We start from the raw sequence: 15,027 nt of genomic DNA on the forward strand, positions 1-15,027 counted from the left end.
ACGACTCTCATCCGAGAACTGACCGCCGACCCCACGCGCTACCACCAGCGCTGTGAATCCAACACCCGGACCTATCGCATCCGCGAGCCAAAACCGGCACCATAGGTGTCAGCGATGTCCCGAGACAAAAGTGTCAGCGATGTCCCGAGACACCACATTGCGCTGGGCGCCACCAACTACGCCGAAATCACTTGTTGCGGGCCGCGTCCGCCAGTTGGGTGAGGCCGAAGTCGCAGTCGTCGGGCAGCTTGTCCAGCGGCCACCACCGCAGATCCAGCGACTCGTCGCTGACGACGATCTCGGCACCCGCGGGTGCGCGCACGACGAACTGCAGGTCGAGATGGCGCGTCGGCACACCCAGCGAACACGTCACCGGATGTACATGCAGGGCCGCGGGTTCCGGGTCGATCGTCAGCCCCTCGATGCCGGACTCCTCGGTGGCTTCCCGCAGCGCGGCCGCGACGATATCGGGGTCCTCGGGCTCACAGTGCCCGCCGAGTTGCAGCCAGCGGCCGAAGCGCGGGTGCAGGGTCAGCAGCGCGTGGGTTCCGTTGTGGTCCAGCACAAGTGCCGACCCGGTGACGTGCCCGGGCGCACACGAGCGCAGGCATCCGTCGGGCCGGGCCGCCAGGAACGCCAGCACCGCGTGGCGCAGCGAGTCCTGGGCGGGATCGGGGGCCTGCCAGCGGGTCAGCGTGTCGACGGCCGAGGCGTGCAAACTCATCTGCGCACCAGAAGATCGTCTGTCGGCGCCGGCTCGCGGGGGCCCGACCCCTCTTCGGGATAACCGATCGCGATGGCGCCCAACGGCTCCCAGTCGGCCGGCAGCTCCAGTTCGGCGCGCACCTCGTCGGCGGCGAAGATCGTCGACCCGATCCAGCAGCTGCCGACATCGCGGACCGCCAGCGCGACGAGCAACCCCTGCACCGCGGCGCCGGCCGCAACCGTGAACATCGTGTGCTCGGCGGCGGTGCGTTGGGCGTCGGGATAGGTGTGCGCACCGTCGGGCACCAGGAACGGGATCACGACTTCGGGTGCGTCGTAGAGGATCTGGCCGCGCTGCACACGGCGCTCGACGGCGTCGGCGGGCTTGCCGTCGCCGGTCAGGTCGGCACGCCACTTGGCTTTCATCCGGTCCAGCAGTGTGACGCGCCGGTCGCGGTCCTGCAGCCACACGAAGCGCACCGGCCGGGTGTGGTGCGGCGCCGGCGCGGTGAGCGCTTCGGCGACAGCGGCTTCCACGAGCTCGGGGGCGACGGGTTCGGGGGAGAAGCGACGCACCGAGCGGCGCAGCAGCTGGGCCTGGCGTCGGCCGAGCGCGATGGCCTCCTCGGTGCCCAGCCAGAACAGGTCCTCCTCGCCGGCGCGCACCAACCGGTGGGCGGTGGACCCGTCGTCGGGCAGCTGCAGCCCGCGCACCACCGCGACCGGGATGTCGGTCAGTTTGCCTTTCACCAGGTCTGCGGCGGCGGCGATCTCGTCGGCGACGGCGATCTCGGTGACGATCAGCTCGTTACCGTGCCGGTCCACCGAACCGCCGTAGCCGTGCAGCACGGTCAGGCCGGCCGAGCCGATCGCCACGTCGGTCTGCCCGTTGCGCCACGCCCGGCCCATCGTGTCGGTGACGACGACGCCGACGGTCACCCCGAGCCGCTCGCGCAGGGCGCGGCGCAGCGCCGCGGCGCTGCCATCGGGATCCCGTGGCAGCAGCGCGAGTTCGGCCGAGTCCACGTTGGACCCGTCGACGCCCGCGGCGGCCTGCACCAGCCCGATCGCGTTCTCGGTGATCAGCGTGCGCCCCTTACGGGCCAGCACCCGCACCGCCTCGGCGTCGATGAGCCTGCGGCGCAGGGCGTCGCGTTCGTCGGGATCCAGGGGGGCGTCGACGATCCGGCCCTCGCACTTGGACACCACCTTGCTGGTGACCACGACAACGTCGTTGTCGCGCAACCACGGTGCGGCGGTCGCGATCGCGGCGGCGAGATCGTCGCCGGGACGGAACTCGGGAAGGCCGGGGACGGGGAGGAGTTCGACGGCGGCCGCGGAGCCATGCTCGGTTGTCACGGTTTGACGCCGGCCAGATCGAGTCCGGCGCGCACCATTTCGGCGGTCGCGGCGGGTTCGGTCATCAGCAGCGGCACCGAACGGACCTCGACGCCGTCGATGTCGGCGGAGTCGCCCTCGTGTACCAGCCAGCCGTCGAGGATCCCGACGCCGGACCGTGCGCCGTAGTGCCTGCCGACCGCCTCCGACGTGCTGTCCACCCCGATCACCGACAGGCATTCATCGGCCATGCCGCGCAACGGCTTTCCGCCGATGATGGGGGAGTAGCCGATCACCGGGGCGGCGGTGGAGCGCAGCGCCCCGCGAATACCGGGCACGGCCAGGATGGCGCCGACGCTGACCACCGGGTTCGACGGTGCCAGCAGCACGACGTCGGCGGTCTCGATCGCCTCGGTCACGCCCGGTCCGGCGGTGGCGTTGTCGGCGCCGACGAACGCGAAACTGTGGGTCGGCACCTTCGCGCGGTGGCGCACCCACCACTCCTGGAAGTGGATCGCGTGTTTCTCGCCGGCGTGCTCACCCGGTCCGGGATCGGTGATCACGACGTGCGTTTCGCTGCGGTCGTCGGTGGCGGGCAGCAACCGGGCGCCGGGGGACCACCGTTTGCACAGCGCCTCGGTGACCTGGGAGAGCGGATAGCCCGCGCGCAGCATCTGACTGCGCACGAGATGGGTGGCCAGATCGCGGTCGCCGAGGCCGAACCAGTCCGGCTGGACGCCGTAGGCGGCGAGTTCCTCCTTGGCGTGCCAGGTTTCGTTGCGGTGGCCCCACCCGCGGTCGGGGTCGATACCGCCGCCGAGGGTGTACATGCAGGTGTCGAGGTCGGGGCAGATCCGCACCCCGAACATCCAGGCGTCGTCACCGACATTCACCACTGCGGTAAGTTCATGCGCATCAGTAACATCAGTAACAGCAGCATCACGAGTGACACCGAATTGCCCCAGCCCCAGCAGATGTTGGACACCGAGCAGGAACCGGGCGCCGCCGACGCCCCCGACCAGAACTGTGACCTTCACAGCGACCGAGCGTAGGCCGTTGACGGGGAATCGGTTCGCGCAGGAGCACCGCCGGCCGGCGGTTGTGACGGACACGCCGAAGCGCGACTCGCCGGAATTGGGTCACGGAATGGTATGAATTCCTGTTCTAGCGCTTGACCGGGACAGCTAACGCGTGTGTAATCACACCAGTGTCATTTCCCGGTAGGCCATCCGGTTCCGGTGCCGCAGACCGAGATTCGATCACTTGTTCGAATTGGAGGGGTCGCACGCCTCGGCGTGTGGCTGCATAGGGGATCAACGAGACCAGGTGAGGAGGCGGAAGATGTCTTTTGAGCAAGGCGATTTCGATCGTGTTGTCCCGTTCGACAACCGATTTTTCGGCTCAGTAGACAACGCGCCGCACACCAATTCCGGACCGGCACCGGTTGAGACGCCGCAGCGTCCCCAGTTAAGTCTGGTGCCAGATCCGATTGATGTGACGACAGCACTGACACCCGAAGACGACTTGTGGCAGGAACGCGCGCTGTGCGCGCAGACCGACCCCGAGGCCTTCTTCCCGGAAAAGGGTGGCTCGACGCGCGAAGCCAAGCGGATCTGCCAGGGCTGCGAGGTGCGCGACGCGTGCCTGGAGTACGCGCTGGCGCATGACGAGCGCTTCGGCATCTGGGGCGGGCTCTCCGAGCGTGAGCGCCGCCGCCTCAAGCGCGGGATCATCTGAGCCCGCGCGGCACCGCGCCGCGCGCTTCAGTCGTCGTCGATCGTCGGGTCGATGACCGACGGTTCCACGCCCAGATAGGTGGCCACCTGAGCCACCAGAATCTCATGCAGCAGGTCCTCGAGTTCGGCGGTGTCCTTGGCTCGCCGCTCGATCGGCTTGCGAAACAACACAATTCGCGCCCGCGTGGCGTTTCCGCGGACATCGACCCCGGCCGGGATGAGCCGGGCCAGCGCGATCGGCCCGTCGGCGATCACCTCCGGCGGCCACTGCACACTGTCGGGGTCTTTCGGCGCGAGGCGCGGGATCTCGTCGACCGCCACATCGAGGGCCGACAACCGGTCGTGCCAACGTTGCTCGATCGGCTCGTAGGCCTCCAGCACCGCCATGTCGAAGCGCTCCGCGCGGCTGCGCCACCCCGGGACCGTCGGCGGCAGCAGCGGCCCCCGCATCTCACGCCCGCGGCGCGAGCGCAGGTATCCCCGCTTGGCCACCGGTCGCGTGCTCCTCTCGTGGGCCGATCATCGCCGATCGTAACGGTTGGAGATCGGCCGTCCGGTGGCTGCGCGTGTCCGGCACCGTGCGGCGTGCGGCCACGATAGATTCTCGGCTGTGAATGTTCCCCGTCGCTGCTGCCGGCCCGGGTGTCCGCACTATGCGGTCGCGACGCTGACCTTTGTGTACGCGGACTCGACGGCAGTCGTCGGCCCACTGGCCACGGTCGCCGAACCCCACTCGTGGGATCTGTGCGTACTGCACGCCGGGCGCGTCACCGCGCCGCGCGGTTGGGAACTCGTGCGCCACGCCGGCCCGCTGCCGTCGCATCCCGACGAGGACGACCTCGTCGCACTCGCCGACGCGGTGCGCGAGGGCCGCGATGTGGCGCCCCCCGTCAACGGGGTGGTGGCCGGATTCTCCGATCCCGCCACCGGCGCGTCCGGCGGTGCGCTGATGGCCCCGCCGGCCCGACGCCCGGACTCCACCGGCCGCCGCCGCGGGCATTTGCGGGTACTGCCCGATCCCACCGACTAGCCGCGCACTATAGGGGCCGTGAACGTCTGCCCGGGCGGCTAGGCTGGCGCCAGCAGTTGTCCACATCACAAGGAGATCTGATCCGTGCGCTCTTCGCGCAAGCCCTCATCGCCGTCTCGGCCCGCCGCGGCAGTTCATCGCGTCATCAAGGCCTATGACGTCCGCGGCTTGGTCGGCGAGGAACTCGACGAAGGGTTCGTCGCCGACGTCGGTGCGGCCTTCGCCCGACTGGTCCGCGACGGCGCCACCCAGATCGCGGTCGGCTACGACATGCGGGAGAGTTCGCCGGCGCTGGCCGCGGCCTTCGCCGAGGGCGTCAACGCGCAGGGCCTCGACGTCGTACGGATCGGGTTGGCCTCGACCGACCAGCTGTACTTCGCCTCCGGGTTGATGGACTGCCCCGGCGCGATGTTCACCGCCAGCCACAACCCGGCCGCCTACAACGGCATCAAGCTGTGCCGGGCCGGCGCCAAACCCGTCGGCAAGGACACCGGGCTGTCGGTGATCGCGGAGGAGGTGATCGCCGGGGTGCCCGGCCACGACGGGGCGCGCGGATCGGTCAGCGACCGCGACGTGCTCGCCGACTACGGCGAGTTCCTGCGCTCGCTGGTCAGCCTGCCCGGGCTGCGGCCGATGAAGGTCGCCGTCGACGCCGGCAACGGGATGGCCGGCCACACCACGCCCGCGGTACTCGGTCCGGTCGAGTCGATCACGTTGGCGCCGCTGTTCTTCGAACTCGACGGCACCTTCCCCAACCACGAGGCCAATCCGCTCGAGCCGGCGAACCTGGTCGATCTCCAGAATCATGTCCTGGCCACCGGGGCCGACATCGGGCTGGCCTTCGACGGCGACGCCGACCGGTGTTTCGTCGTCGACGAGAACGGGCATCCCGTGTCGCCGTCCGCGGTGACCGCCTTGGTCGCCGCGCGCGAACTGGGCAGGGAGATCGGCGCGACCGTGATTCACAACCTGATCACTTCCCGGGCGGTCCCGGAGTTGGTGACCGAACGGGGTGGCACCCCGGTGCGCAGCCGCGTCGGCCACTCCTACATCAAGGGGTTGATGGCCGACACCGGCGCGATCTTCGGCGGTGAGCATTCCGCGCACTACTACTTCCGCGACTTCTGGGGTGCCGACTCCGGCATGCTGGCGGCGCTGCACGTGCTGGCCGCGCTCGGCGAGCAGGACCGCCCGCTCTCGGAGCTGATGGCCGACTACCAGCGCTACGAGGCCTCCGGCGAGATCAACTTCACCGTCGCCGAAGCCCAGGCCTGCGTGGACGACGTGCTCAAGGCCTTCGGCGCGCGGATCAACGCGCTCGACCACCTCGACGGGGTCACCGTCGACCTCGGCGACGGCGCCTGGTTCAACCTGCGCATGTCCAACACCGAACCGCTGCTGCGGCTCAACGTCGAGGCACGCACCACCGAAGAGGTCGACGAAATCGTCGGGCGGGTGTCGGCGACGGTCGCGGCCAGGGGCCCGGCGCGCGCCGAGGCGGCGCCGTGAATGCCAGCCCAACCGCCGTGATCGACCTCGACGACACCGACGGTCTGCTCGACGCCGACCGCGAGGGTCTGCTGCGCGCGGCCGCGACCGCCGGTGCGCAGGTGCGGGCGACCGCCGCCGCGCTCGACGAAGGCGATCTGGAACCGCTTCGCGCCGACGGGCCGCCGCGCACCTTGATCTGGGTCGCCGGCCGCGGACCCGCGGAGACCGCGGGGTCGATGCTGGCCGCCGCGCTGGGTGGGTCGCTGGCCGCGCCGGTCGTCGTGGCGGCCGAGGCCCCGCCGTGGATCGGGCCGCTCGACGTGCTGGTGGTCGCCGGCGACGACCCGGGCGATCCCGTGCTGGTGAACGCGGCCGCGACCGGCGTGCGCCGCGGAGCCCGCGTGGTGGTGGCGGCGCCGTACGAGGGCCCGTTGCGTGACGTCGCGGCGGGCCGGTCGGTTCCGCTGCCGCCGCGGGTCTGGGTGCGCGACGACTTCGGGCTGGTGCGCTATCTGGCCGCCGGGCTGGCGGTGCTGCACGTCGTCGACCCCGGGATGCGGGTCGATCTGGCGGCACTGGCCGACCAACTCGACGCCGAGGCGCTGCGCAACAGCGCCGGGCGCGAGATGTTCACCAACCCTGCCAAGGCGCTGGCCGGGCAGATGGTCGACCGCGACGTCGTGCTGGCCGGTGACACCGCCGCCACCGCGGCGCTGGCCCGGCACTGCGCGACCGCGCTGCTGCGCATCGCCCACCGCACGGTCGCCGCGGTCGGCCTGGCCGACGCACTGGTGGCGGTGCGCGGCGGGTTGGGTGCGGCCTCACCGGCGGCGCGGGAAGATTCGATCTTCCACGACGAACAGATCGACGGGCCGCTGCCGCGGCAGGTGCGCACGTTCGTGTTGACCACCGAATCGGACCGGCCGTTGGTCGCGGCGCGCGTCGCCGACATGGCCGGCGTCGCTGTGCTCAGCGCCGAAGATGTGCCCGAACTCGCCGATCAGGCCGGAGCGCCGGAGGCGCCGTCGACCGCGGCGGGCCGCCTCGAGCAGCAGTTGGCGTTGTTGGCCGTCCGGCTCGAGATGGCGGCTGTGTACCTGAAACTAGTGCGAGGTTAGCCGAGTGCACCTGCTACAAGGAGCGGTGCGGACCTATGCGTGGGGTTCGCGGACCGCGATCGCCGATTTCACCGGAAGGTCAAGTCCCACAGCACATCCGGAGGCCGAGCTGTGGTTCGGCGCCCATCCCGGGGATCCGGCGATGCTGGAGACCGAGGGCGGCAGGCGTTCGCTGCTCGACGCGCTGCGCGACGATCCGGAGGGCCAACTCGGAGCCGCGGTGTGCGCGCGGTTCGGCGAGACGCTGCCGTTTCTGGTCAAGGTGCTCGCCGCCGACGAACCGCTGTCGCTGCAGGCCCACCCCAGCGCCGAGCAGGCCGCCGAGGGGTTCGCGCGGGAGAACCAGCAGCAGATCCCGATATCGGCGCCCAACCGCAACTACCGCGACCCGAGCCACAAACCCGAATTGATCGTGGCGCTCAACCAGTTCGAAGCGCTCGCCGGTTTCCGCCCCGTCGCGCGCACCATCGAGTTGATGCGCGCGCTCGCGGTCACCGACCTCGACCCGTTCGTCAACCTGCTGTCCGGGCAGCCCGACGCCGGTGGTCTGCGCGCGGTATTCACCACCTGGATCACCGCGCCGCAACCCGATCTCGACGTGCTGGTGCCCGCGGTGCTCGACGGCGCCATCAACTACGTACGGTCCGGGCACACCGAGTTCGAGTCGGAGGCCAAGACGGTGCTCGAACTCGGCGAACGGTATCCCGGCGACGCCGGTGTGCTCGCCTCGCTGCTGCTCAACCGGATCACCCTGGCCCCCGGTGAGGGCATCTACCTGCCGGCGGGAAACCTGCACGCCTACATCAACGGCGTCGGGGTGGAGGTGATGGCCAACTCGGACAACGTGTTACGCGGCGGGCTGACACCCAAGCACGTCGACGTGCCCGAGTTGCTCCGGGTGCTGGACTTCACGCCCGCCGCCGACGTCGTGGTCCGCTCGGAGGTCGTCGAGGACGGCATCGAGTCGGTCTACCCGACGCCGGCGCCCGAGTTCGCGGTGTCGGTGCTGCGCATCGACGGTGACCGGGTCGGCCACGAGATCGACGCGCCCACCCGCCACGACGGGCCGCAGATCCTGCTGTGCACCGAGGGATCGACCGTCGTGCACGCCAAGGGCGACACGGTCACGCTGCACAAGGGTTCGGCCGCCTGGGTTTCGGCCGACGACGGGCCGATCCGGTTGGCGGCGACCGAGCCCACGACGCTGTTCCGCAGCACGGTCGGCATCTGACCTAGTGGTCCGCGGTGGCCGCGGTTTTCTTGTCGCCCTTGCCGAACGGCAGCATATGCACGACCGCGACCACGACCGCGCCCACCGCCAGGCCGATCACCGCGGACGCGGCGGTGTTGACCAGCCACGCCAGCACGCCGCCGATCCCGCCGACCGCGTGGTGCACGGCCTCCTCGAGGTGGTGCACGACGCTGTAGGGCAGGTGCCAGCCGAGTTCGTCAGTGCCGACCAGCAGGATGTGCCCGCCGACCCACAGCATCGCCACGGTCCCGATGAACGACAGCGCCGCCAGCAGTTTGGGCATCCCGGCGACCAGGCCGCGACCGATCTTGCGCACCGCCGTCGACGACCGCTGCGCGAGGTTGAGCCCGATGTCGTCCATCTTCACGATCAACCCGACCACGCCGTACACCGCCAGTGTGATCGCGATCGCGACCACCACCAGGATCGCCAGCCGCGGCCAAAACGTCTGATCGGCAACCTCGTTGAGCGCGATCACCATGATCTCGGCGCTCAGGATGAAGTCCGTGCGGATCGCGCCAGCGGCCATCTGGTTCTCGGCGTCCTCGCCGACCGTGGCCGTCGGGGCGGCGTGGTGGTCGTGACCGGTGATCAGGCCCCATACCTTCTCCGCGCCCTCGAAGCACAGGTAGGTGGCGCCGAGCATCAGCAGCGGGGTCAGCAGCCACGGCACGAATTGGCTCAGCAGCAGCGCGGCCGGGAGGATGAACAACAGCTTGTTGCGCAGTGACCCGATCGCGATGCGCTTGATGATCGGCAACTCGCGTTCGGCGGTGATGCCGTGCACGTACTGCGGGGTGACCGCGGTGTCGTCGACGACGACGCCGGCCGCCTTCATGGTCGCCCGCCCGGCCGCGGCCCCGATGTCGTCGACCGAGGCGGCCGCCAACCGGGCGAGCGCGGCGACGTCGTCGAGTAACCCGAACAGCCCGGCGCTCATCGCGTCCCCTTCATGGTGATGAAACTACCCAATGTGGGGCGGGTCATGCCGACTGTGGCACCGCAACCGACTGGCTGCCCGCCCGCCGCTCGGCCAGCCACATCCGCATGTTGTGCCGGACCGCCCGGCCGATGAGCCGCGCCGACGGCACCATGTACAGGCTGTCGAGCAGGCTGAATCGGCGCAGGAACCATTCCGCGAGAACGGGATCGGTCTCGGCAGCGCCGAGGAACTGGTCGAACAGCCCGCCCACCGGCTTGTACCACCACGGCGTGGGACCGGTGGCGCGGTGCAGCGTCAGGTCGCCGATCGCGTTCATCATCCACACCGGGAACGTCGTCTTCGCGGTGTCGCGCAGGCACGCGCGCACCACGTCGGCTCCCGGTGTGGTCACCGCCCGGCGCAGGTGCCCGGCCTGCAGCGACGTCATCGTCATGCCCTGCCCGAAGGTCGGGTTGAAGCTGACCACGGCGTCGCCGAACGGCAGGATGCCCGCGGGCAGCCGCTCGAGTTTGTCGTAGCGCCGCCACCGGCTCGCCGGGTACTTGTGGAACGACATCTCCCCGAGCGGGGTGCCGCGGCGCAGCGCCGCCGCCACGTGGGCGGGCAGGATTTCGTCGGCCAGCGCGCACAGGCCAGCGAAATCGCTTGGCGGCTCGACCTTTCCGACGCCGAATGTCGTCACGTTCCAGACGCCGTCCTCGTAGAACAGCATGCCGATGCCCAGCGGCTGTTCCCGGGACGCGCCGGCCACCACGACCTTCTCGGCGAGCAGCCCGTCGGGAACCTGCACCCGCTGGCTGGCGTAGCCGATGCCGACCTGGACGACGTCCTCGCGGGGCCGCTCGTATCCCCACTTCTGCAGCCAGGCCGGCAGCCGGGTGCCGCGCCCGGTGGCGTCGACCACCAGATCGGCGGCCACCTGCTCACCCGAGTCGAGCCGCACGCCGGTGACCGCGCCGCCGGCCGCGTCGTAGACGGGTTCCTCGACCCCGGTGCGGACCAGTTCGACGTTGGCGATGTCGAGCACCCGTCGGCGGATCTGCCATTCGAGCTGGGGGCGGCTCGGCACGTACGCGGTGAACTCGCTGCGCAACCGGTGCGCGGTACCCAGCACATGGCCGGCGGCTCCGAAATGGATGCAGTCCGGGCGGTTCTCCAGAATCGGGACGCCGTCGGCGACCATCGCGTCGAGCAGACCGGGGAAGTGGCTCTCGAATTCGGCGGCGCCGCGGGCCATCAGCAGGTGAACGTGGCGACCCTGCGGGACGGCGGCGCGGTTGGCCGGCCCGTCGGGCAGGTCGTCGCGCTCGTAGAGCGTCACCCGGTCACTGACGTCGGAAAGCACCCGGGCGGCGCACAGTCCCGCGAGGCTGGCGCCGATCACGACCGTGTGTTTATAACTCCGCCCCATCGGGTGCACAGTACTCGGTAGATTGCCCGAACGGACCCCAGGAAAGGACGTGCGATGGCGCGGCGCACCAAGTCGGTGGAGCAGTCCATCGCCGACACCGACGAACCCGACACCCGGTTGCGCAAGGACCTGAACTGGTGGGACCTCACCGTGTTCGGCGTCTCGGTGGTGATCGGCGCCGGCATCTTCACGATCACGGCGTCCACGGCGGGCAACATCACCGGACCGGCGATCTCGATCTCGTTCGTCCTCGCGGCGACCGCCTGCGGCCTGGCGGCCCTGTGCTACGCGGAGTTCGCCTCCACCGTGCCGGTGGCGGGCAGCGCCTACACGTTCTCCTACGCGACGTTCGGCGAGTTCGTCGCCTGGATCATCGGCTGGGACCTGATCCTGGAGTTCGCGGTCGCGGCGGCGGTGGTGGCCAAGGGCTGGTCGAGCTATCTGGGCACCGTGTTCAACTTCGGCGGCGGCACCGCCGAACTTGCTGGGCTGCAACTGGATTGGGGCGCGCTGCTGATCATCGCGTTCGTCACCACGATCCTCGCGCTGGGCACCAAGCTCTCGGCGGGGGTGAGCCTGGTGATCACGTTGATCAAGCTGGCGGTGGTGCTGCTGGTGGTCGCGGTCGGCGCGTTCTACATCAAAGCCGCCAACTACACGCCGTTCATCCCGCCCGCGGAGGCGGCGGGCGAGGGCGGCAGCGGCACCGAGCAGTCGTTGTTCTCGTTGATCACCGGCGCGGAGGGCAGCAATTACGGCTGGTACGGCCTGCTGGCGGGTGCCTCGATCGTGTTCTTCGCGTTCATCGGCTTCGACATCGTCGCCACCACCGCCGAGGAGACCAAGAACCCGCAGCGCGACGTCGCGCGCGGCATCCTGGCCTCGCTGGCGATCGTGACCGTGCTCTACATCGCGGTGTCGGTGGTGCTGACCGGCATGGTGCGCTATACCGAACTGCGCGACGCGGGTGAGGACGCCAACCTTGCGACGGCGTTCGCGCTCAACGGCGTGGACTGGGCGGCCAAGGTCATCTCGATCGGCGCGCTGGCCGGGTTGACGACCGTGGTGATCGTGCTGGTGCTCGGACAGACCCGGGTGCTGTTCGCGATGTCGCGCGACGGGCTGCTGCCGCGATCGTTGGCCAGGACCGGCGCCAAGGGGACCCCGGTGCGCATCACGCTGATCGTCGGGGTGCTCGTGGCGATCACCGCGACGGTGTTTCCGATCGGCAAGCTCGAGGAGATGGTCAACATCGGCACGCTGTTCGCGTTCGTGATGGTGTCGGCCGGTGTGATCGTGCTGCGCCGCACCCGGCCCGACCTCGAACGCGGTTTCCGCGCCCCGGGGGTGCCGCTGCTGCCGATCGCGGCGATCGTGGCGTGTGTGTGGTTGATGCTCAACCTCACCGCGCTGACATGGATCCGGTTCCTGATCTGGATGGCCATCGGCATTGCCATCTACTTCCTCTACAGCCGCCGCAACTCGGTGCTGGGCCGCCGGGAGGCCGCCGAAGCCCGCTGACACCCTTGTCGCACGCGCTCATCTGTGTCGATCTCGGGCGCCGAGAGTCGGATTTCTGACGCAAAATCGGCCGGAATTCGCCAAAATCCCGACGCTCGGCGCGGGCTGGACATGGCTGTGTTTTACAAAATATGGCTCTATGTCTAGACAGCCGACATCTGGACAGTTAGAGTCAACCTCAGTCGTGATGGCACTCACATCAGGAGGCTGGGAGATGACCACCCAAATGTCCGAGGTCGACGTCGCTCAGTGGCGTGACCGCAAGCGCTACCTGTGGCTGATGGGCCTGATCGCCCCCACCGCGCTGTTCGTGATGCTGCCGCTGGTGTGGGCGTTCAACCAGTGGGGTTGGCACGCGGCAGCGCAGGTGCCGTTCTGGATCGGACCGATCCTGCTTTACCTCCTGCTGCCGGCGCTGGACCTCAAGTTCGGGCCCGACGGGCAGAACCCGCCCGACGAGGTGATGGAGCGGCTGGAGAACGACAAGTACTACCGCTACTGCACCTACCTCTACATCCCGTTCCAGTACGCCAGCGTCGTCGTCGGCGCCTACCTGTTCACCGCCTCGGACCTGAGCTGGCTCGGATTCGACGGTGGACTGGGCTGGCCCGCCAAGATCGGGCTGGCGCTGTCGGTCGGCCTGCTCGGCGGCGTCGGCATCAACACCGCGCACGAGATGGGGCACAAGAAGGACTCGCTGGAGCGGTGGCTGGCCAAGATCACGCTGGCGCAGACCTGCTACGGCCACTTCTACATCGAGCACAACCGCGGCCACCACGTGCGCGTCGCCACCCCGGAGGATCCGGCGTCGGCCCGCTTCGGTGAGACGTTCTGGGAGTTCCTGCCGCGCAGCGTGTTCGGATCGCTGAAGTCGGCGTGGGAGCTGGAGGCCAAGCGCTTGGAGCGGGCCGGTAAGAGCAAATGGCACTGGTCCAACGACGTGCTCAACGCATGGGCGATGTCGGTGGTGTTCTACGGCGTTCTGATCGCGGTGTTCGGCTGGGCGCTGGTGCCTTACATCGTGATCTCGGCGGTGTTCGGCTTCACGTTGCTCGAGACCGTCAACTACCTCGAGCACTACGGGCTGCTGCGGCAGAAACTCGACAGCGGCCGCTACGAGCGCTGCGCGCCGGTGCACAGCTGGAACTCCGACTACATCGTGACCAACCTGTTCCTGTATCACCTTCAGCGGCACAGTGATCACCACGCCAACCCGACGCGTCGCTACCAGACGCTGCGCAGCATGGAGGGCGCGCCGAACCTGCCTTCCGGGTACGCGTCGATGATCGCGCTGACGTACTTCCCGCCGCTGTGGCGCAAGGTGATGGACCACCGGGTGCTCGACCACTACGACGGCGACCTGAGCCGGGTCAACATCCACCCCCGGATGCGCGACAAGGTGATGGCGCGCTACGGGGCGGGCGGTGAGCGCACGCGCGAAGAGCGGGCCGCCTGAGTATGGCCGCCTACCGCTGCCCGGGCTGCGACTACGTCTACGACGAAGCCGAAGGCGCGCCGCGCGAAGGCTTTCCGGCCGGCACGACATGGAGTCAGATTCCCGACGACTTCTTCTGCCCGGACTGCGCGGTGCGCGAGAAGGTCGACTTCGAACCCGTCTGAGAGAAAGGACCGACATGGATTACAAGCTGTTCGTCTGTGTGCAGTGCGGCTTCGAGTACGACGAGGAGAAGGGCTGGCCCGAGGACGGCATCGCGCCCGGCACCCGGTGGGACGACATCCCCGAGGACTGGAGTTGCCCGGATTGCGGCGCGGCGAAATCGGACTTCGAGATGGTCGAGGTCGCCCGTTCGTGACGACTACCCTCGCGCGTGTGAACAGCCCACGCCGGACCGCGCAGCGCATCCCGTACGCCGAGGCGTCGCGGGTGCTGCTGCGCGACTCCATCCTCGACGGCATGCGCGAACTGCTGCTGAGCCGGGACTGGTCGGCGATCACGCTGTCGCACGTCGCGAAGGCCGCCGGGATCAGCCGGCAGACCATCTACAACGAGTTCGGTTCCCGGCAGGGTCTGGCGCAGGCCTACGCGATGCGCCTGGCCGACCGCCTCGTCGACCAGATCGACGTCGCCATCGAGGGCAACGTGGGCGATGTGCACGCCGCGTTCCTGCAGGGCTTCCGCGACTTCTTCGCCGAGTCGGCCGCCGACCCCCTGGTGATCTCGCTGCTGACCGGCGAGGCCAAACCCGATCTGTTGCAGCTCATCACCACCGACAGCGGGCCGATCCTCACCCACTGCAGCCGCCGGTTGACCGCGACCTTCACCGACAGCTGGGTCAGCGCCGGCGAGGCGGACTCCGGCGTGCTCGCCAGGGCGATCGTGCGGCTGGCCATGAGCTACGTCTCGATGCCCCCCGAAGCCGACCACCTGACGACCGACACAGTGGCCCGTGACCTGGCCAGATTGATGACGCCGTTCGCCGAACGCTACGGTGTTACCGATACCCCGTAGCTGTCAGAGCGC

At 69.3% G+C, this 15,027-nt stretch carries 16 protein-coding genes; 10 read left to right on the forward strand and 6 right to left on the reverse strand.

Annotated features, from left to right (window positions below; translation table 11 throughout):
- Positions 1-187 precede the first annotated feature (187 nt).
- From BHQ18_RS22550 to cofD, 3 genes are read right to left on the reverse strand one after another with little or no spacing between them, the layout of a single operon-like run.
- Complete coding sequence (locus tag BHQ18_RS22550; RefSeq protein WP_069415884.1) at positions 188-724, reverse strand: NUDIX hydrolase; 537 nt, start codon at positions 722-724, stop codon at positions 188-190.
- The gene (locus BHQ18_RS22555) at positions 721-2,064 is read right to left on the reverse strand and encodes a coenzyme F420-0:L-glutamate ligase (protein WP_069415885.1); all 1,344 of its coding nucleotides are present in this window, start codon (positions 2,062-2,064) and stop codon (positions 721-723) included. The genes BHQ18_RS22550 and BHQ18_RS22555 overlap by 4 nt, the downstream gene beginning before the upstream one ends.
- A complete protein-coding gene (cofD, locus tag BHQ18_RS22560; RefSeq protein WP_069415886.1) occupies positions 2,061-3,080 on the reverse strand; it encodes a 2-phospho-L-lactate transferase in 1,020 nt (339 codons plus the stop codon). The genes BHQ18_RS22555 and cofD overlap by 4 nt, the downstream gene beginning before the upstream one ends.
- A gap of 436 nt (positions 3,081-3,516) precedes the next feature.
- Between cofD and BHQ18_RS22565 the strand changes: the two genes are divergently transcribed.
- Positions 3,517-3,780: a WhiB family transcriptional regulator gene (locus BHQ18_RS22565; RefSeq protein ID WP_205866173.1), complete on the forward strand. Its 264-nt coding sequence runs from the start codon at positions 3,517-3,519 to the stop codon at positions 3,778-3,780.
- Between the two features lie 26 nt (positions 3,781-3,806).
- Here the strand turns inward: BHQ18_RS22565 and BHQ18_RS22570 are convergent, their stop codons facing one another.
- Positions 3,807-4,229: a metallopeptidase family protein gene (locus BHQ18_RS22570; RefSeq protein WP_069415968.1), complete on the reverse strand. Its 423-nt coding sequence runs from the start codon at positions 4,227-4,229 to the stop codon at positions 3,807-3,809.
- Positions 4,230-4,389: 160 nt separating this feature from the next.
- Here BHQ18_RS22570 and BHQ18_RS22575 point away from each other — a divergent pair, with 160 nt between their 5' ends.
- The 4 genes from BHQ18_RS22575 (at position 4,390) to manA (ending at position 8,649) form a co-directional block, all read left to right on the forward strand.
- A complete protein-coding gene (locus BHQ18_RS22575; protein WP_069415887.1) occupies positions 4,390-4,809 on the forward strand; it encodes a DUF3499 domain-containing protein in 420 nt (139 codons plus the stop codon).
- An 84-nt stretch (positions 4,810-4,893) separates the two neighbouring features.
- Complete coding sequence (locus BHQ18_RS22580; protein ID WP_069415888.1) at positions 4,894-6,318, forward strand: phosphomannomutase/phosphoglucomutase; 1,425 nt, start codon at positions 4,894-4,896, stop codon at positions 6,316-6,318.
- Positions 6,315-7,418: a TobH protein gene (locus BHQ18_RS22585; RefSeq protein ID WP_069415889.1), complete on the forward strand. Its 1,104-nt coding sequence runs from the start codon at positions 6,315-6,317 to the stop codon at positions 7,416-7,418. Before BHQ18_RS22580 ends, BHQ18_RS22585 begins: the two co-directional genes overlap by 4 nt.
- Positions 7,419-7,422: 4 nt before the next feature.
- Entirely contained in the window at positions 7,423-8,649 is a 1,227-nt protein-coding gene (manA, locus tag BHQ18_RS22590) for a mannose-6-phosphate isomerase, class I (RefSeq protein WP_069415890.1), read from the forward strand.
- A 1-nt stretch (position 8,650) separates the two neighbouring features.
- Here the strand turns inward: manA and BHQ18_RS22595 are convergent, their stop codons facing one another.
- Both BHQ18_RS22595 and BHQ18_RS22600 read right to left on the reverse strand, forming a co-directional pair.
- Positions 8,651-9,610 (reverse strand): DUF808 domain-containing protein, encoded by a 960-nt coding sequence (locus tag BHQ18_RS22595; protein WP_069415891.1) that lies wholly within the window; start codon positions 9,608-9,610, stop codon positions 8,651-8,653.
- A 43-nt stretch (positions 9,611-9,653) separates the two neighbouring features.
- On the reverse strand, positions 9,654-11,024 hold the full coding sequence (locus tag BHQ18_RS22600; RefSeq protein WP_069415892.1) for an FAD-dependent oxidoreductase: 1,371 nt from the start codon (positions 11,022-11,024) through the stop codon (positions 9,654-9,656).
- A gap of 54 nt (positions 11,025-11,078) precedes the next feature.
- Here BHQ18_RS22600 and BHQ18_RS22605 point away from each other — a divergent pair, with 54 nt between their 5' ends.
- The 5 genes from BHQ18_RS22605 to alkX all read left to right on the forward strand — a co-directional run bounded on the left by BHQ18_RS22605 (position 11,079) and on the right by alkX (position 15,015).
- Entirely contained in the window at positions 11,079-12,545 is a 1,467-nt protein-coding gene (locus tag BHQ18_RS22605) for an amino acid permease (protein ID WP_069415893.1), read from the forward strand.
- 214 nt (positions 12,546-12,759) lie between these two features.
- Entirely contained in the window at positions 12,760-14,001 is a 1,242-nt protein-coding gene (locus BHQ18_RS22610) for an alkane 1-monooxygenase (protein ID WP_069415894.1), read from the forward strand.
- Between the two features lie 2 nt (positions 14,002-14,003).
- Positions 14,004-14,165: a rubredoxin gene (locus BHQ18_RS22615; RefSeq protein WP_069415895.1), complete on the forward strand. Its 162-nt coding sequence runs from the start codon at positions 14,004-14,006 to the stop codon at positions 14,163-14,165.
- A gap of 14 nt (positions 14,166-14,179) precedes the next feature.
- Entirely contained in the window at positions 14,180-14,359 is a 180-nt protein-coding gene (locus tag BHQ18_RS22620) for a rubredoxin (RefSeq protein ID WP_069415896.1), read from the forward strand.
- Positions 14,356-15,015, forward strand: a complete 660-nt coding sequence (gene alkX / locus BHQ18_RS22625) for a TetR family transcriptional regulator AlkX (RefSeq protein ID WP_069415897.1) — start codon at positions 14,356-14,358, stop codon at positions 15,013-15,015. Before BHQ18_RS22620 ends, alkX begins: the two co-directional genes overlap by 4 nt.
- The last annotated feature ends 12 nt before the right edge of the window (positions 15,016-15,027 follow it).

Source organism: Mycolicibacterium flavescens (assembly GCF_001722335.1).
Taxonomy (GTDB): domain Bacteria; phylum Actinomycetota; class Actinomycetes; order Mycobacteriales; family Mycobacteriaceae; genus Mycobacterium; species Mycobacterium flavescens.